This is a genomic window from Citrobacter sp. CK189, from assembly GCF_030333505.1.
Classification (GTDB): Bacteria; Pseudomonadota; Gammaproteobacteria; order Enterobacterales; family Enterobacteriaceae; genus Citrobacter_B; species Citrobacter_B koseri.
This window is the reverse complement of record NZ_JAOWFV010000037.1, coordinates 456957-475769: the sequence shown is the minus strand read 5'-3', so window position 1 is coordinate 475769 and position 18813 is coordinate 456957. Positions and strand designations below refer to the sequence as shown.

At 53.5% G+C, this 18813-nt stretch carries 16 protein-coding genes; 8 read left to right on the top strand and 8 right to left on the bottom strand.

All coding sequences use genetic code 11. The features are described from left to right. Window positions 1-181 precede the first annotated feature (181 nt). Together OGV83_RS10005 and mdtD are read left to right on the top strand one after the other, a co-directional pair. Window positions 182-886: a FadR/GntR family transcriptional regulator gene (locus tag OGV83_RS10005; protein ID WP_012131112.1), complete on the top strand. Its 705-nt coding sequence runs from the start codon at window positions 182-184 to the stop codon at window positions 884-886. 11 nt (window positions 887-897) lie between these two features. Continuing rightward, complete coding sequence (mdtD, locus tag OGV83_RS10000) at window positions 898-2325, top strand: multidrug transporter subunit MdtD (protein ID WP_058668330.1); 1428 nt, start codon at window positions 898-900, stop codon at window positions 2323-2325. Here the strand turns inward: mdtD and rbsR are convergent. From rbsR to kup, 7 genes are all read right to left on the bottom strand, one after another. Further along, window positions 2291-3289, bottom strand: a complete 999-nt coding sequence (gene rbsR / locus OGV83_RS09995; RefSeq protein WP_101744155.1) for a ribose operon transcriptional repressor RbsR — start codon at window positions 3287-3289, stop codon at window positions 2291-2293. The two genes, mdtD and rbsR, sit on opposite strands and share 35 nt — an antisense overlap. A 3-nt stretch (window positions 3290-3292) precedes the next feature. Then, a complete protein-coding gene (rbsK, locus tag OGV83_RS09990) occupies window positions 3293-4222 on the bottom strand; it encodes a ribokinase (protein WP_049010850.1) in 930 nt (309 codons plus the stop codon). Window positions 4223-4362: 140 nt separating this feature from the next. Next, the gene (gene rbsB / locus OGV83_RS09985) at window positions 4363-5253 is read right to left on the bottom strand and encodes a ribose ABC transporter substrate-binding protein RbsB (RefSeq protein WP_012131108.1); all 891 of its coding nucleotides are present in this window, start codon (window positions 5251-5253) and stop codon (window positions 4363-4365) included. A gap of 24 nt (window positions 5254-5277) precedes the next feature. Beyond that, complete coding sequence (gene rbsC / locus OGV83_RS09980; protein ID WP_012131107.1) at window positions 5278-6243, bottom strand: ribose ABC transporter permease; 966 nt, start codon at window positions 6241-6243, stop codon at window positions 5278-5280. Between the two features lie 5 nt (window positions 6244-6248). Then, window positions 6249-7754 (bottom strand): ribose ABC transporter ATP-binding protein RbsA, encoded by a 1506-nt coding sequence (rbsA, locus tag OGV83_RS09975; protein ID WP_012131106.1) that lies wholly within the window; start codon window positions 7752-7754, stop codon window positions 6249-6251. A gap of 7 nt (window positions 7755-7761) precedes the next feature. After that, complete coding sequence (gene rbsD / locus OGV83_RS09970; protein ID WP_058668327.1) at window positions 7762-8181, bottom strand: D-ribose pyranase; 420 nt, start codon at window positions 8179-8181, stop codon at window positions 7762-7764. A 171-nt stretch (window positions 8182-8352) separates the two neighbouring features. Further along, on the bottom strand, window positions 8353-10221 hold the full coding sequence (gene kup, locus OGV83_RS09965) for a low affinity potassium transporter Kup (RefSeq protein WP_012131104.1): 1869 nt from the start codon (window positions 10219-10221) through the stop codon (window positions 8353-8355). A gap of 304 nt (window positions 10222-10525) precedes the next feature. Between kup and ravA the strand changes: the two genes are divergently transcribed. Further along, complete coding sequence (gene ravA / locus OGV83_RS09960; protein ID WP_024130087.1) at window positions 10526-12022, top strand: ATPase RavA; 1497 nt, start codon at window positions 10526-10528, stop codon at window positions 12020-12022. Continuing rightward, on the top strand, window positions 12016-13467 hold the full coding sequence (gene viaA, locus OGV83_RS09955; protein ID WP_012131102.1) for an ATPase RavA stimulator ViaA: 1452 nt from the start codon (window positions 12016-12018) through the stop codon (window positions 13465-13467). The genes ravA and viaA overlap by 7 nt, the downstream gene beginning before the upstream one ends. Window positions 13468-13471: 4 nt before the next feature. On the opposite strand, the gene asnA is transcribed toward viaA, so the two are convergent. Then, a complete protein-coding gene (asnA, locus tag OGV83_RS09950; RefSeq protein WP_024130086.1) occupies window positions 13472-14464 on the bottom strand; it encodes an aspartate--ammonia ligase in 993 nt (330 codons plus the stop codon). A gap of 151 nt (window positions 14465-14615) precedes the next feature. Here asnA and asnC point away from each other — a divergent pair, with 151 nt between their 5' ends. From asnC to rsmG, 4 genes are all read left to right on the top strand, one after another. Further along, on the top strand, window positions 14616-15074 hold the full coding sequence (asnC, locus tag OGV83_RS09945; protein WP_012131100.1) for a transcriptional regulator AsnC: 459 nt from the start codon (window positions 14616-14618) through the stop codon (window positions 15072-15074). A gap of 88 nt (window positions 15075-15162) precedes the next feature. After that, the gene (mioC, locus tag OGV83_RS09940) at window positions 15163-15612 is read left to right on the top strand and encodes an FMN-binding protein MioC (RefSeq protein ID WP_200074121.1); all 450 of its coding nucleotides are present in this window, start codon (window positions 15163-15165) and stop codon (window positions 15610-15612) included. Between the two features lie 372 nt (window positions 15613-15984). Beyond that, complete coding sequence (gene mnmG / locus OGV83_RS09935; RefSeq protein WP_286463510.1) at window positions 15985-17874, top strand: tRNA uridine-5-carboxymethylaminomethyl(34) synthesis enzyme MnmG; 1890 nt, start codon at window positions 15985-15987, stop codon at window positions 17872-17874. Window positions 17875-17976: 102 nt separating this feature from the next. Then, complete coding sequence (gene rsmG, locus OGV83_RS09930; protein ID WP_047460080.1) at window positions 17977-18600, top strand: 16S rRNA (guanine(527)-N(7))-methyltransferase RsmG; 624 nt, start codon at window positions 17977-17979, stop codon at window positions 18598-18600. The last annotated feature ends 213 nt before the right edge of the window (window positions 18601-18813 follow it).

The window sequence follows — 18813 nt, the reverse complement described above, 5'->3', positions numbered from 1 at the left end:
GCATTATAGGGAGTTATTCCGGCCTGACAAGGGGAAATTTAAAATTATTTTCCGACTGCTTTCTTTTTAAGCAAAACCACTATTAACATGCCATAAAATAAGCAATTTGCCGTTTTTACAACCTTAATCACACTTCCTGATGGCATACTAATGAATAAGAAAAGAGAAAGGACAAACATTTATGCCTTTAAGCGCACAACAGTTAGCTGCACAGAAAAATCTTTCCTACGTTCTGGCTGAGAAGCTGGCGCAGCGAATCTTAAAGGGTGAATACGCGCCCGGCACCATTCTTCCCGGAGAAATCGAACTGGGCGAGCAATTTGGCGTGAGTCGCACGGCGGTACGTGAGGCAGTGAAGACGCTAACAGCAAAAGGCATGGTGTTGCCCCGTCCTCGTATTGGTACGCGTGTTATGCCGCAGGCAAACTGGAACTTCCTCGATCAGGAACTGCTCACCTGGTGGATGACAGAAGAAAACTTCCATCAGGTTATTAATCATTTTCTGGTGATGCGTATCAGTCTCGAACCGCAGGCATGTTCACTGGCAGCGACGATCGGATCAGCGGAACAGAAAGCGCATCTGAATACCTTAATGGAAGAGATGGTGGCGTTGAAGAAGAACTTCAGACGCGAACGCTGGATTGAAGTCGATATGGCGTGGCATGAGCATATTTATGAAATGAGCGCGAATCCGTTCTTAATCTCTTTTGCCTCGCTGTTCCATTCGGTCTATCACACCTACTTCACCTCTATTACCTATAACGATGTGGTGAAGCTGGATTTACACCAGGCTATTGTAGATGCCATAGCCGACAGTGATGGCGATCGCGCCTTTAAAGCGTGCCAGGCATTGTTGATAGCGCCGAACGAACAACCGGACAAGTAACGGGATACCGAATGTCAGAGAAAAAAGCGCGCAGTATGGCCGGGTTGCCGTGGATAGCGGCCATGGCTTTTTTTATGCAGGCGCTGGATGCCACCATTCTTAATACCGCTCTACCCGCTATCGCGCACAGCCTCAACCGTTCTCCTCTTGCCATGCAGTCCGCTATTATCAGTTATACCCTGACGGTCGCGATGCTGATTCCGGTAAGCGGATGGCTGGCCGATCGCTTTGGCACCCGTCGCGTCTTTATTATTGCCGTCAGTCTGTTTACGCTCGGCTCGCTGGCATGCGCGCTTTCTGGCTCATTAGCTGAATTGGTTGTCTTCCGCGTGGTGCAGGGGATCGGCGGCGCAATGATGATGCCGGTCGCCCGTCTGGCATTATTACGCGCTTACCCCCGAAGTGAACTGCTTCCGGTTCTGAATTTCGTGACGATGCCAGGCCTGGTCGGCCCTATCCTCGGCCCGGTATTGGGGGGCATACTGGTGACATGGGCAAGCTGGCACTGGATCTTCCTGATTAATATTCCCATTGGCATTGTCGGTATCCTGTATGCCCGTAAGTACATGCCAAACTTCACCACGCCGCGACGCCGTTTCGACATGACCGGCTTCTTCCTCTTTGGTTTGAGTCTGGTGCTGTTCTCCAGCGGAATGGAGCTTTTCGGCGAGAAGATCGTCGCAACCTGGATAGCATTAACCATTATTCTGAGCAGTATCGTGCTGCTGCTGGCCTATATTCGCCATGCGCGTCGACACCCAACGCCGTTGATTTCACTTTCGCTGTTCAGAACGCGCACGTTCTCCGTTGGGATAGCAGGAAACCTCGCCACGCGTCTGGGAACGGGATGCGTTCCCTTCCTGATGCCGCTGATGATACAGGTAGGATTTGGATACCCGGCGCTGATAGCCGGCTGCATGATGGCCCCGACGGCGCTGGGTTCTATTCTGGCGAAATCAGCGGTCACTCAGGTGCTGCGCAAACTGGGGTACAAGACGACGCTGGTCGGCATTACGGTATTTATTGGCCTGATGATTGCGCAGTTCTCTTTGCAATCCCCCGCCATGCCGGTATGGATGTTGATTCTGCCGCTGTTTGTTCTGGGGATGGCGATGTCCACGCAGTTTACCGCCATGAACACCATCACCCTTGCGGACCTAACCGATGATAACGCCAGCAGCGGCAACAGTCTGCTGGCCGTCACGCAGCAGCTTTCCATCAGTTTAGGGGTAGCGATCAGCGCTGCCGTATTGCGTCTCTATGAAGGGATTGAGGGAACCAATACGGTTGAACAGTTCCACTATACCTTTATTACGATGGGCGCTATTACGGTGGTATCCGCGCTGATGTTCATGTTGCTGAAAGCCAAAGATGGCCGCAATCTGATCAAAGAACGGCACAAACCTAAACCGACCCCCGCGCCATCAGAACAGGAGTAAGTTGCAGACGCTGCTGTTGTAACGTGGGTTGTGCCATACGGTGAATCAACACGTCAATGGCCAACTCACCCAGTTCATCTTTCGGTTGATGAATCGTCGTCAGCGGCGGCGTCATGTAGCGCGCCAGTTCAATATCATCATAGCCAATCACCGCCATATCCTGAGGGATGCGCAACCCTGCCTGATAAAGCGCCTGATACGCACCGACGGCCATTGCATCATTGCCGGCAAATACCGCCTGTGGGCGTTGTTTATGGGACAGCAGCATTTGCATGGTTTCAAATCCGCCGCCAAACTCGAAATCTCCTGTGATCTCATACCCTTCAGGAATTTCCAGCCCCGCGCGTTTCATGGCTTCCCGATACCCTTCCAGCCGCAAACGCGCGGGCGTTTTGTCCAGCGGGCCGGTAATGCAGGCTATTCGGGTAAAACCTTTATCAATCAGGTATTGCGTCGCTAAATCGCCGCCCAGAAGGGAGTTGTCCTGGATCAGATCGCAATCCCCTTCGTCATCAAAGGGCGACCAGTCCATCATCACGGTAGGAATAGAGGGATAACGCTGCATGATCTCCCGGGAGGGTTGATGCGTCTCCGTACAGAGCAGCAATAGGCCATCGACCCGCTTTTGCATCAGCGTTTCCAGATTGCGGTTCATTCGCTGCTCATCGCCTTCGGTATTACACAATACCAGGCTGTAGCCCCGCTCAAAGCAGCTACGTTCAACGCCGCGCACCAGTTCTGAATAAAAAGGATTGGTACTGGCAGTGATCAGCATGCCGATTGTGCGGGTCTGATTTAATTTCAGGCTACGCGCCAACGCTGAAGGCGCGTAGTTTAACTCTTTAATCGCCGCTTCCACTTTCCCGGTGATAGCTTCACTGACAAAGCGATCTTTATTAATAACGTGCGAAACAGTTGAAGTGGAAACGCCCGCCAGACGGGCAACATCCTTCATTGTAGCCAAACGTTACCTCTGCTGACCTAAAAACGCCTCTATCTCTTCACGCCACGGAACAGAAGGTTGCGCACCTTTGCGTGTCACCGCAATCGCAGCAGCGGCATGGGCAAAGCGAATGGCCTCCGGCAGCGGCGTCTCTTCCAGTAAGGCGGTAACTAACGCACCATTAAAAGTATCCCCGGCGGCTATCGTATCAACGGCGTTCACTTTAAACCCCGGCACACGACGGCCTTCGCCCTTCACGCTGGCCCACACGCCGCGGCTGCCTAACGTAATCAGTACGGTATGAATGCCTTTATCATGCAGCACCTGCGCTGCTTTAGCGGCATCTTCATCACTTTCGACGCGAATTCCCGTGAGCTTTTCCGCTTCGGTTTCATTTGGCGTAATGATGTCCACCAGCGCCAGCAGCTCATCAGACAGTTCACGCGCCGGAGCCGGGTTAAGCGCAACGGTAGTGTTGTTCTGATGCGCAATTTTTGCCGCCGCCAGCACGCTTTCAATCGGCGACTCGAGCTGCATCAATAGCGCAGAAGCCCCGGCGATACGCTCGCGTTGCGCTTCCACCAGCGCTGGCGACAATGCGGCATTGGCGCCAGCATGAATGCCGATGACATTTTCCCCTTCGCCATTAACAAAAATCAGCGCGACTCCGGTAGATTCCCCGTTAATCACGCTGACCGGAGCAATATCAATGTTATCGCTGGCTAACTGTTTACGCACGCTCTCGCCAATATCGTCATCGCCAGTACAGGCAATAAACGCGATATTTGCGCCGCTGCGCCCTGCGGCCACCGCCTGATTCGCGCCTTTACCGCCGAATGCCACCTGATATTGGGTGCCCGTTACGGTTTCGCCTGGCGCAGGAAAAGATTCGAGGTTGAGGATGTGATCGGCATTAATACTGCCAAGGACGACAAGGTTGCCTGCGGTTTTCATGTTCGGGATGTCCAGTAAAGTGCGCCACCGGGTTAGGGTGGCGCGTGCCCTGCTTTTCTTTTTACGCTTTCATCTTCAAACAACTCTCTGAGGATGGCGTATTTATGTCGCCATCAGACCGCGAACGGCCTGAGCCGTTATTACTGCTTGATGACAAGTTTCAGGTCAACCGGATATTTGGCCTGAACTTTCTCGCCTTTCAGTACTTTATCAGCGGTTTCAACGCCTTTAGCGCCAATCTGATCCGGCAACTGAGCGATAGTCGCAGCCAGTTTGCCATCATTTACCGCCTTCTCGCCATCCGGCGTACCATCAAATCCAACCACCATCACATCAGATTTACCTGCGGTTTGCAGAGCGCGCAGCGCACCCAGCGCCATTTCGTCGTTCTGTGCGAATACCGCCTGCACATCAGGATGCGCAGTCAGCAGGTTCTGCATGACGTTCAGACCTTTGGTGCGGTCAAAGTCAGCAGGCTGGCTGGCCAGTACATTAAATTTGTGTGCTGCAACGGCCTGCTGGAAGCCTTCGCCACGCTCACGCGCTGCGGATGTTCCGGCGATGCCTTGCAGTTCAATCACTTTCGCGCCTTCACCTGCTTTCTTCGCGATGTAATCACCGGCGATTTTGCCGCCCAGCACGTTATCGGAAGCAATATGGCTGACAACGTCGCCTTTGGTTGCCTGGCGATCAAGGGTGATAACCGGAATCTTCGCCTGGTTAGCCATCTTAACCGCGTTGCCTACCGCGTCGGAATCGGTTGGGTTGATCAGCAGAATTTTAGTGCCGCGAACGGTTAAATCCTGAACGTTAGCCAGCTCTTTCGCCGGGTTGTTCTGGGAGTCCAGCACGACCAGGTTATAGCCCAGTTTATCCGCTTCTTTCTGCGCCCCCTCTTTCAGGGTGACAAAGAACGGGTTGTTGAGCGTGGAGATCACCAGAGCAATGGTGTCTTTCGCCATCGCATTCGCGCTCACGGTGGCGCTCAGCGCAACAGCAGAAACCAGGGTAGCCAGTTTTTTCATGTTCATATTTAAGATGTCCTGTAGTCGTTGTTACTGCTTTTTGTTGTCTACCAGTACCGCCAGCAAAATCACCACCGCTTTGACGATCATCTGGTAATAGGAGGAAACACCTAACAAATTCAAACCATTATTAAGGAAACCGAGAATCAATGCGCCGATCAATGTCCCAACAATGCGCCCTTTACCGCCCGCCAGGCTGGTGCCGCCTAACACAACCGCTGCGATGGCATCCAGCTCATAACCCGTACCCGCCGTTGGCTGCGCGGAGGAGAGACGAGCCACTTCGATGATGCCCGCCAGCGAGGCCAGCAGACCACAAAGCGAATAGACGATGATTTTGACTTTACTGACGCTGATACCCGACAGACGCGTTGCCGCTTCGTTGCCGCCCAGCGCATAGATATAGCGACCCAGGCGAGTATGATGCAGCATGTACCACGCCGCCAGGAAGACGATGCCCATAATCCAGACCGGCGTCGGAACGCCCAGCGGGCGGCCAATCCCGAACCAGCCGAAGAGATCGGCGTTATCCGTAAAGCCGGTATTCACCGGGCTTCCGTTGGTGTACACCATCGTGACGCCGCGCAGCAGAAGCATCATCACCAGCGTGGCGATAAACGCCTGCACGCGACCTTTTGCCACGATCACGCCGGTCACCGCGCCAATGGCGGCGCCTAACGCCAGCGCCGCCGCAACGGCCACCAGCGCATTCACTTCAATCCCTACAATTGAAGCGGCAACCGCGCCGGTAAGCGCCAGCAGGGAACCAACGGAAAGATCGATGCCTGACGTCAGGATAACCAGCGTCATCCCGACGGCCATGATAGCGTTGACGGACGTTTGCTGGAGAATGTTAAACAGGTTATTAACGGTAAAAAAGTTGGGACTCATGGTAGAAACAATCGCGATCAGCACCAGCAGAGCGATGAGCGATTTCTGCTCCATCAGCCACGCTTTAGTGAAATAACGGCGACCAGAAACAGCCTGGATAGTCATCTTTTTTACTCCTGATTCACGCGATTAAGCTTGCCCACAGCGGCAGCCATTAACACTTCCTGGGTGGCCTGCTCGCGAGTGAATTCACCGCCGAGATGCCCTTCATGCATGACGATAATGCGATCGCTCATACCCAATACTTCTGGCATCTCAGATGAGACCAGAATGATGCTCAGGCCATCGGCCTTAAACTGGTTGATAAGCTGATAAATTTCTTTCTTCGCGCCAACGTCCACGCCGCGGGTTGGCTCATCGAGGATCAGCACTTTGGGGCGGGTCATCAGTCCACGCGCAATGGCGACTTTCTGCTGATTGCCGCCAGAGAGCAACCCGATAGCCTGCTCCATCGACGGCGTTTTCACATTGAACAGACGGATAAAGTCACTCACCGCCTGCTGTTCATCTTTATGTTTCAGGTTGCCGCCAGCGCGGCTGAAATAACGCAGCGCGGTGAGCGACATATTCTCTTTTACCGACATGCCGAGCACTAAGCCGTCGCGTTTACGGTCTTCAGAGATATAAACAATACCGTTAGCCAGGCCATCCTGCGGTGAACGGGTAATCACTTCATGCCCGTCGAGCGTGACGTAACCGCTGGTGCGCGGCAGCGCGCCGTACAGCACTTTCATCAGTTCCGTACGCCCGGCGCCCATCAAACCGGAGATCCCCAGAATTTCCCCTTTGCGCAGAGTAAAGGAGACATTATTAACGCCGGGGCCGCACAGGTTATCGACTTTCAGGCGTACCTCGCCTGGCGCTTTATCCAGACGCGGGTACTGATCTTCAAGCTTACGTCCGACCATCATTTCAATCAGCGAATCTTCGGTCAGCGATGCCACTTCACGCTCGGCAATAAACTGCCCGTCGCGGAAAACCGTCACGTCATCGCAAATCTCGAAGATCTCTTTCATGCGGTGGGAGATATAGACAATGCCGCGTCCCTGCGATTTCAACTCGCGGATGACGCGGAACAGCGATTCCGTTTCGGTATCAGTGAGCGCATCCGTGGGTTCATCCATAATGATGACTCGGGATTCGAAGCTCAGTACCTTGGCGATTTCGACCATCTGCTGATCGCCGATAGAGAGTTCGCCCACCAGCCTGTCGCTTTTGAAGCGCAGATTGAGTCTGGCAAGCAGAACATCCGCTTCGGCATACATCTTTTTCCAGTCGATTTTGCCAAAGCGATTTACAAACTCACGCCCCAGAAAGATATTCTCGGCAATCGTGAGCTGCGGGATCAGGTTCAGTTCCTGGTGAATGATGCCAATCCCGGCTTCCTGCGAGGATTTTGGGCCATTGAAGGTCGTTTCTTTACCCAGCCACAATAACGATCCCGCATCACGGGTATAGATACCGGTCAGGACTTTCATCATGGTGGATTTGCCCGCGCCATTTTCGCCCACCAGCGCCATTACGCGGCCTGGATAGACATTTAACGCGGCGCCAGATAGCGCTTTCACGCCCGGGAACGCTTTATCGATCCCTTTGAGTTGCAGTAATGCGTCCATGATGGCCTCAGAACGTGACGCCGGCACAGAGAATAATATTCGCATACGGGGAGCACTCCCCGCTGCGAATCACCGCCTGACTGTCTGCGGTTAGTTTTTTAAAATGTTCATGCGTGGTGTAACGAATTTCTATGGTGTTTCCCTGGTGTTGTTGCAGTTGCTCAATATGGCTGAGCAACGTTTCGTGGAGTTGCGGATTATGTTCTTTGATTTCCGTCGCGAGAATAGCCGCCTCAACCTGCATTTCACGGGTCACGACATCCAGTACCTGCATAAAAGAAGGTACGCCCTGGGTTAACGCCATATCGATACGCGTTGTACTGGATGGAACAGGTAAACCTGCGTCACACACTACCAGCGTATCAGTATGCCCCAGACGGGAGATGACCGATGAAATATCAGAATTAAGTACCGCGCCTTTCTTCATTTTCTTTCCCCACTAGCGAAACGTTTCGCTGGTAATAAGTTTACTCCCGGAAGTGAGCAGAAAACCATCATGACGTAACGGAATTGTGATCGGGGTCGAAACGTTTCGCTAAGTGAAATGCGACGGGGATAATTGCTCGGCGGCGCAGCGCCGCCCGGCATTTTAAAAGGCTTAAATCTCGACCTGCGTTCCCAGTTCGATAACCCGGTTCGGCGGGATTTCAAACTGATCCGGCGCACGCAGCGCATTACGCTGCAACAGCAGATAGAGCTTGCCGCGCAAACGCAAATACCACGGGCGTTTGCCGAGGATCAGCGATTCATGCGACATAAAGAAAGAGGTTTCCATCATCCGGCAGCTCAGCCCTTCCAGCCCGCAGCGGTGGAACACTTCCTCAACGTTCGGCGTTTCGCGCCAACCGTAGCTGGCCACCACGCGCCAGAAGGTTGGCGACAGTTGCTCAATCTGCACCCGGCGAACATTGTGTACGTATGGCGCGTCTTCCGTGCGTAGCGTCAGCAGAATCACGCGTTCATGCAGCACCTTGTTGTGCTTGAGGTTATGCAGCAACGCAAACGGAATGACGTTCAGCGCGCGGGACATATACACCGCCGTACCGGGGACGCGTACCGGAGGCGATTTCTCCAGCGAGGCGATCAGGGCTTCCAGGGAGTTACCGTGCTCATGCATACGACGCAGCAGACGGAAACGCTCGCTCTTCCAGGTCGTCATAATGATGAACATCACGATCCCCAGCGTCAGCGGCAACCAGCCGCCCGACAGCAGCTTGTCGAGGTTTGCCGAGAACAGCGGAACATCAACGCACAAGAACGCCACCAGAATCAGCGCGACAAAATACTTATTCCAGTGCCAGTTTTTACGCGCCACGGTGGTAGAAAGAATCGAGGTCAGCACCATCGTACCGGTAACGGCAATACCGTATGCCGCCGCCAGGTTGCTGGAACGCTCAAAGCTGACAATAACAATAACCACCGCAAAATAGAGCATCCAGTTCACGAACGGAATATAGATCTGCCCGGACTCCATTTCGGAGGTGTGGATAATGCGCATGGGCGACAAATATCCCAGCCGCACCGCCTGGCGCGTCAGCGAGAAGACACCGGAAATCACCGCCTGAGAGGCGATAACCGTCGCCAGCGCGGCAAGAATCAGCAGCGGGATCAGCGCCCACTCTGGCGCCAACAGGAAGAACGGGTTCTTAATCGCTTCCGGGTGTTTGAGCAGCAATGCGCCCTGACCAAAGTAGTTTAACGTTAATGAAGGAAGAACAACCGAGAACCAGGCCAGACGAATCGGCAGTTTGCCGAAATGCCCCATATCCGCATACAGCGCCTCAACCCCGGTAATCGAAAGCACCACAGCACCCAGCGCAATAAACGACACCGTTTTGTACTCAAGGAAGAACTTCGCCGCCCACATGGGATTGAGGGCATGAAGCACATCCGGGTTAGCGATGATACTGCGCAGGCCGAGTCCGGCCAGAATCAAAAACCACGTCAGCATAATCGGCGCAAACAGCTTACCGACCATCCCCGTTCCGTGTTTCTGAATCATAAACAGCAGAGTAAGCACAATAATAGAAAGCGGGACGACCCAGGTATCCAGTTCCGGCGCCACAATTTCCAGACCTTCAATGGCCGACATGACTGAGATCGCGGGTGTAATCACCACTTCGCCGTAGAAGAAGCTACCGCCAATTAACCCCATAATGACCAGCGTGGACGTCATTCTCGCCGACGTATTACGCCCGGCTAGCGACATTAAGGTCAGAATCCCGCCCTCACCGGCGTTATCTGCGCGCATGACAAAAGTCAGATACTTGATGGAAACAACAAAGATCAGCAGCCAGAAAATCAGCGACAGAAAGCCAAATACGGCATCACGTTCAACACCAAAACCAAACTGACCGGACAAGCATTCACGAAGTGTATAAAGTGGGCTGGTACCAATATCACCATAGACAACCCCAATCGCTGCGAGAGTGATCGCAGACAATGATTGTTTATTATCAGTGCTCATAGACTCGTCTTTCGTTTATACATGGCATCTTTCAAACGACAAGGCTCCCGGGGATCCACTCCTTTGCCACCTTGATGCAGTTTGAATGATTTAGTGTATATATATGAAATGTGTGCGTAGTCCCTTGGCCCACAAAAAAGGCGCACAGTATGCACGATTAATCGCAAAATCGTACCCCTAATCGACGTCAGATTAACCTGGCGCAAAGAAAAAGAAACGATGCTTCAGTCTATTATTGCTTCGTGGCGAAACGTCTATACTCGCTGTTAACATGATACATCTGGCGGAAGGACGCCACCTTATTATGGCTCACCCACATTTATTAGCGGAAAGAATTTCCCGTCTGAGCAGCGCCCTGGAAAAGGGACTTTATGAACGTAGCCACGCCATTCGCCTTTGCCTGCTGGCAGCGTTGAGCGGTGAGAGCGTCTTTTTACTTGGCCCGCCAGGCATTGCCAAAAGCCTGATAGCCCGTCGTCTGAAGTTCGCCTTTCAGCACGCCCGCGCCTTTGAGTATCTGATGACGCGTTTCTCCACGCCCGAGGAGGTTTTTGGTCCTCTCTCCATTCAGGCGCTAAAAGATGAAGGTCGCTATGAGCGTCTGACCACGGGTTATCTTCCTGAAGCGGAAATCGTCTTTCTGGATGAGATCTGGAAAGCGGGCCCGGCAATCCTGAACACTCTGCTGACCGCCATTAACGAACGCCATTTCCGTAACGGCGCGCACGAAGAAAAAATTCCGATGCGCCTGCTGGTGGCGGCCTCAAACGAGCTTCCCGAAGCAGACAGCAGTCTGGAGGCGTTATACGACCGTATGCTCATTCGTCTGTGGCTGGATAAAGTACAGGATAAAGCGAATTTCCGCTCCATGCTGGTAAGCCAGCAGGACGAAAGCGACAACCCGGTGCCGGCCTCATTACAGGTGACTGATGAAGAGTATTATCAGTGGCAAAAGGATATTTCCGCCATTACGCTGCCCGATCATGTATTTGAACTGATTTTCACGCTGCGCCAGCAGCTTGATGCGCTACCGGACGCCCCCTATGTCTCCGACCGTCGCTGGAAAAAAGCCATTCGTCTGTTACAGGCCAGCGCGTTCTTTAGCGGACGCGACGCCGTAGCGCCAATCGATCTTATCCTGCTGAAAGATTGCCTGTGGTATGACGCGCAAAGCCTGAATCTGATGCAGCAACAGCTCGAAATATTGATGACCGGGCACGCCTGGCAGCAACAGGCAATGCTGACGCGCCTCGGCGGCATTGTGCAACGTCGCCTTCAGTTGCAACAGCAGCAAAGCGATAAAACAGCCTTTACCGTTGTTCGTCAGGGAGGAATGTTCAGCCGCCGTCCCCATTACGATCTGCCGCCAGAGGCGAGCGCGCCAGTGCTAACCTTGCTTTTGCAACAACCGCTTAAACTGCATGATATGGAAGTTATTCATATCGCTTTTGAACGCAGCGCCCTTGAGCAGTGGCTGGCAAAAGGCGGAGAGATCCGCGGCAAACTCAACGGGATCGGTTTTGCCCAGACGCTGAATATGGAAGTTGATAGCGCTCAGCATCTGGTGGTGCGCGACGTCAGCCTACAGGGCAGCCGTCTGGCGCTACCGGGCAGTTCAGAAGAGGGAATGCCCGGCGAAATCAAACAGCAGCTTGAGGCGCTGGACAGCGAATGGCACCAGCAGCACAGCCGGTTCAGCGAACAGCAAAAATGTCTGTTTATCCATAGCGACTGGTTAGGTCGTATTGAAGCCAGCCTACAGGATGTTGGTGCGCAGATCCGCCAGGCGCAGCAATGCTGACACTGGACACGCTGAATGTCATGCTGGCGGTCAGTGAAGAGGGGATTATCGAAGAGATTATCCTCACTTTGCTGGCCTCCCCGCAGCTGGCTATCTTCTTCGAGAAATTCCCCCGATTAAAGAGGGCCATTTCCGACGATCTTCCCCGCTGGCGCGAAGCGCTGCGCAGCCGTCTTAAAGACGCGCGCGTGCCGCCGGAACTCACGGAAGAGGTGATGTGCTATCAACAAAGCCAGCTTCTCGGAACAACGCAGTTTATTGTGCAATTGCCGCAGATATTAGCGTTGCTGCACCGGCTACATTCGCCCTATGCCGGGCAAGCCCAGCAACTGGTGGACAGTAACGCCACTTTTACGCCAGCGCTGCACACGCTTTTTCTGCAACGCTGGCGTTTAAGCCTGATCGTGCAAACCACGGCCTTAAATCACCAGTTGCTGGAAGAGGAGCGCGAGCAATTGCTGAGTGAAGTGCAGGAACGCATGACGCTCAGCGGGCAACTGGAGCCGGTCCTGGCGGAAAATGACCATGCAGCCGGCCGCCTGTGGGACATGAGCGCAGGGCAACTCAAACGCGGCGATTATCAGCTGATCGTAAAATATGGCGACTTCCTGGCAGAACAACCCGAACTGAAACGCCTGGCGGAACAGTTAGGCCGCTCCAGGGAAGCCAAATCGGTGCCGCGCAAAGATGCGCCGATGGAGACATTTCGTACGCTGGTGCGCGAACCGGCGACCGTTCCAGAACAGGTTGACGGCATTCAGCAAAGCGACGACATTCTGCGCCTGTTGCCGCCTGAGCTGGCAACGCTCGGCATTACCGAACTGGAATATGAATTCTACCGACGGCTGGTGGAAAAACAGCTGCTCACGTACCGTCTGCACGGCGAAGCGTGGCGTGAGAAAGTGACTGAGCGCCCGGTCGTTCATCAGGATTTTGACGAACAGCCGCGCGGGCCATTCATTGTTTGCGTGGACACCTCCGGCTCAATGGGCGGATTTAACGAGCAGTGCGCGAAAGCCTTTTGCCTGGCGCTGATGCGCGTCGCGCTGGCGGATAACCGTCGCTGCTTCATCATGCTGTTTTCCACAGAAGTCGTGCGCTATGAACTGTCTGGCCCAGAAGGCATCGAGCAGGCCATCCGCTTTTTGAGCCAGCGCTTTCGCGGCGGCACGGATATCGCCAGCTGTTTTCGCGCCATCATTGAGCGGATGCAGGGGCGAGAGTGGTTTGATGCGGATGCGGTAGTCATTTCAGATTTTATCGCCCAGCGCTTACCTGACGATGTTGTGAATAAAGTAGGGGAGTTACAGCGGGTACACCAGCACCGTTTTCATGCAGTGGCGATGTCGGCACATGGCAAACCCGGCATCATGCGCATTTTCGACCATATCTGGCGCTTTGATACCGGGATGCGAAGCCGCCTGCTACGACGCTGGCGGCGTTAGAGAATTACAGCAGGGAAGCGACGCTTTCACGAACCTGCGCAGGCCACACGCCGCACTGAACCTGACCAATGTGCGGCAGTTGCAGCAGCAGCATCGTCAGGCGAGACTGACCAATACCGCCGCCGATCGTTTGCGGCATCTCGCCGCGCAGCAGCGCCTGGTGCCACTCCAGACTCAGGCGATCTTCATCTCCGGTCAGAGCAAGCTGGCGTTTCAGCGCATCGGCGTCGACACGGATCCCCATTGAGGAAAGCTCAAACGCATCTTCCAGTACCGGGTTCCAGACCAGGATATCGCCGTTCAGACCAGCATGGCCCAGATCAGAAGCAGAACTCCAGTCATCATAATCCGGCGCACGCACGTCGTGGCGTTTACCGTCACTCAGTTTCCCGCCGATACCGACCAGGAAAACGGCGCCAAGCTCTTTCGCGATAGCGCGTTCGCGCCCTTTCGCATCCAGATCCGGGTAACGTGCCAGCAGCTCCTGGCTGTGAACAAAGTGGATCTGCTCCGGCAAGAACGGCGCCAGACCAAATTCTTTGCTTACCGCAGCTTCGGTTGCCTTAATGCCTTCCCAGATAGCCTCTACCGTGCTTTTCAGGGTGGCGAATTGACGCTCACCGTCGCCCATAACGCGTTCCCAGTCCCACTGGTCGACATAGACGGAGTGGAGCGGGGAGAGGCGGTCTTCGTCAGGGCGAAGGGCTTTCATGTGCGTGTACAGCCCTTCACCCGCGCTGAAGTCGTGTTGTCCCAGCGTCTGGCGTTTCCACTTTGCCAGTGAATGCACCACTTCAAACTGGGCATCCGGCAACGCTTTCACTTTTACCTGTACCGCTTTTTCACAGCCCGACAAGTTATCCTGCGTGCCATCTCCTACGCGGCTAAGGATCGGCGCCTGAACTTCAATCAGACCCAGACGCTCCTCCAGTTGACGGGAGAAGTGAGATTTCACGAAGCTAATTTGACGTTGTTTGGCGATGTAAGCGGTTTTCATTTTGTATACTCCTGCGTCCTGTTGCCTATGATTAAGCAACAGATTGAGGGTGATATTCAATAATCCACAAACAAAAAGCCGACTTCACTTTTGATTCGATAAAATAAGACGCTAAAATAGAGTGAATCACTAATCTACATAAGAAAAACCTATGGAAAATTATCAGATCGACAATCTGGATCGCGGCATCCTGGAAGCGTTAATGGCAAATGCGCGTACGGCATACGCTGAACTGGCCAAACAATTTAGCGTCAGCCCGGGGACGATTCACGTTCGCGTAGAAAAAATGAAGCAGGCGGGGATCATTACCGGCGCGCGGATTGACGTCAGTCCAAAACAGCTCGGATACGACGTCTGCTGTTTTATCGGCATTATTTTAAAAAGCGCGAAAGACTACCCATCCGCGCTGGCGAAGCTCGAAAGCCTGGACGAAGTGACCGAAGCGTATTACACCACCGGCCACTACAGCATCTTTATTAAGGTTATGTGTCGATCCATCGACGCCCTGCAACAGGTACTTATCAACAAGATCCAAACAATTGATGAAATTCAGTCCACCGAGACATTGATCTCCCTGCAAAACCCGATCATGCGTACTATCCGGCCGTGATCGGCTTTTTTAATCCCACATTTTTCCACAGGTAGATCCCAGCTCGCTCACAGCGTACAATAGCCCCTCTTTATAAGGATGGGCTCGTATGGCAGACATTACTCTTATCAGCGGCAGCACCCTTGGCGGTGCCGAATATGTTGCAGAACATCTGGCTGAAAAGCTGGAAGATGCAGGTTTTTCAACCGAAACCTTGCACGGTCCGCTATTAGAGGATCTGTCAGCGTCAGGAACCTGGCTGGTTATCAGCTCCACGCATGGCGCGGGCGATATCCCGGATAACCTTGCTCCTTTCTATGAAGCGCTTCAGTCGCAGAACCCCGATCTTTCTCAGGTTCGTTTCGGCGCCATCGGCATCGGAAGTCGTGAATATGACACATTCTGCGGCGCCATCGATAAAATAGAGGCCGCGCTCAAGACATCAGGCGCAAAACCGATCGGGGAACCCCTCAAGATCAACATCCTTGAACACGATATTCCTGAAGATCCGGCAGAGGTTTGGCTGGGATCCTGGATTAATTTACTCAAAATAGTGTAAAGATCGTGCGATCGAGTGTGGATAACTCTGGTAAGAAGCTTGGATCAACCAGTAGTTATCCAAAGAACAACCGGTGTTCAGTTTTTGAGTTGTGCATAACCCTTCATTCTGATCCCAGCTTATACGGGCCAGGATCACCGATCATTCACAGCTAATGATCCTCAACAACTTGTTGATCTTATTCAGCGGATCCTGGTTATCCACAGACAATCGCGATCCTAATAAGAGATCACAATAAAACAGATCTCTAAATAAAAAGATCTTCTTTTTAATACCCAGGATCCCGGGACTTTCTCCAGCGGCTAAAGTTGAGTAGAATCCACGACCCGGGCTTCAATCCACTTTCACACCGCCGTATGCGAGGCAATTACCATGTTTTATCCGGATCCTTTTGACGTCATCATCATTGGCGGGGGTCATGCAGGCACTGAGGCCGCAATGGCCGCAGCGCGTATGGGGCAACAGACCCTGCTTTTGACACACAATATCGACACGCTGGGGCAAATGAGCTGCAACCCGGCCATTGGCGGTATTGGGAAGGGACACCTGGTAAAAGAAGTGGATGCGCTCGGTGGGCTGATGGCGAAAGCGATCGACAAGGCGGGTATCCAGTTTAGGATACTAAACGCAAGCAAAGGTCCGGCCGTTCGTGCAACTCGCGCACAGGCGGATCGCGTGCTATATCGCCAGGCGGTGCGTACTGCGCTGGAGAATCAGCCGAACCTGATGATCTTCCAGCAGGCGGTCGAAGATCTGATTGTTGAAAACGATCGCGTCGTGGGCGCAGTTACCCAGATGGGCCTGAAATTCCGGGCTAAAGCGGTGGTTCTCACCGTCGGGACTTTCCTTGACGGCAAAATTCATATTGGTCTGGATAACTACAGCGGCGGCCGTGCTGGCGATCCGCCATCCATTCCACTGTCTCGTCGCCTGCGTGAACTTCCGCTGCGCGTCAGTCGTCTGAAAACCGGTACGCCGCCGCGTATTGATGCGCGCACCATTGATTTCAGCGTACTGGCGCAGCAGCACGGCGATAACCCGATGCCTGTGTTCTCGTTCATGGGCAACGCGTCCCAGCATCCGCAGCAGGTGCCGTGCTACATCACGCATACCAACGAAAAAACCCATGATGTGATCCGCAACAACCTCGATCGCAGCCCAATGTATGCCGGTGTGATCGAAGGGATCGGCCCGCGTTACTGCCCGTCGATCGAAGATAAAGTCATGCGCTTTGCCGATCGCAACCAACATCAGATCTTCCTGGAACCGGAAGGACTGACCTCTAACGAAATTTACCCGAACGGTATCTCCACCAGCCTGCCGTTCGATGTGCAGATGCAGATCGTCCGCTCAATGCAGGGGATGGAAAACGCGAAAATTGTGCGTCCAGGTTATGCCATTGAGTACGATTTCTTCGATCCGCGCGACCTGAAACCAACGCTGGAGAGCAAATTTATCCAGGGATTGTTCTTCGCCGGGCAAATCAACGGGACGACAGGTTACGAAGAAGCGGCCGCGCAAGGTTTGCTCGCCGGTCTGAACGCCGCCCGTCTGTCTGCGGACAAAGAAGGCTGGGCGCCTGCGCGTTTTCAGGCTTACCTCGGCGTGCTGGTGGACGATCTTTGCACGCTGGGCACCAAAGAACCGTACCGCATGTTTACCTCCCGCGCGGAATACCGCCTGATGTTGCGTGAAGATAACGCCGACCTGCGTCTGACGGAAATGGGCCGCGAGCTGGGCCTGGTGGATGATGAGCGCTGGGCGCGCTTCAACGAGAAGCTGGAGAATATCGAACGCGAACGTCAGCGTCTGAAATCCACCTGGGTAACGCCGTCGGCGGAATCGGCCGGCGAAGTGAACGCTCACCTGACTGCGCCGCTGTCGCGTGAAGCCAGCGGCGAAGATCTGCTGCGTCGCCCGGAAATGACCTACGCGCAGCTGACTTCGCTGACGCCGTTCGCTCCGGGTCTTGATGATGCGCAGGCCGCTGAGCAGGTTGAGATTCAGGTAAAATACGAAGGCTATATCGCCCGTCAGCAGGATGAGATCGAAAAACAGCAGCGTAACGAGAACACATTGCTGCCTGCAACGCTGGATTATCGCCAGGTTTCTGGTCTGTCGAATGAAGTTATCGCCAAGCTGAACGATCACAAACCGGTCTCTATCGGTCAGGCGTCGCGCATTTCCGGCGTTACGCCCGCGGCGATTTCAATTTTGCTGGTGTGGCTGAAGAAACAGGGAATGCTGCGTCGCAGCGCTTGATAACACTAATTTGGCGGGGGCGCTTCGCTTGCCCGCCCTACAAATTTGTAGGCCCGATAAGCGAAAGCGCATCGGGCATTTGATTATTAACAGGTAACGACCGTGCTTAACAAACTCTCCCGTCTGCTGGATGAAGCAGGCATTTCGCTTACCGATCACCAGAAAAATCAGCTGATTGCGTATGTCGATATGCTGCACAAATGGAACAAAGCCTACAACCTGACGTCAGTGCGGGATCCTAACGAGATGCTGGTACGCCATATTCTGGACAGCATCGTTGTAGCGCCGCACCTGCAAGGGGAGCGTTTTATTGACGTCGGTACGGGACCGGGGCTGCCGGGGATCCCGCTCTCCATTGTCCGTCCTGAATCGCATTTCACGCTGCTGGATAGCCTGGGCAAGCGGGTACGCTTTCTGCGCCAGGTTCAGCACGAACTCAAGCTGGAAAATATTACGCCAGTGCAGAGCCGCGTCGAGGAGTTCCCTTCTGAGCCGCCGTTTGATGGCGTGATCAGCCGTGCATTCGCCTCTCTCGATGACATGTTGAGCTGGTGTCGCCACCTGCCGGGGGAAAATGGCCGCTTTTATGCGTTAAAGGGTCAGTTGCCGGAAGAGGAAATCGCCTCACTGCCTGCGGCGTTCAGCGTCGAGTCCGTGGTTAAACTGCGTGTCCCGCAGCTGGAAGGCGAACGTCATTTGGTGGTCATTAAGCCAAACAAAATTTAATTTTTATCAAAAAAAATAGAAAAAAAACGGGCGCTCGCGTGTTAACAATCGCGAGGTAACGAATAGTTATACCTTGTTACTGTTAACCATGAGTTCACCGTTTTGTATCATTGCTACAACGTAGCTCTTTTTATTAAAAAATGAATTAATCAACATTGAAAATATCAGGTTGCTAAAAATTGAACCTAAGAATCACTCAGGTATGTTGAATTT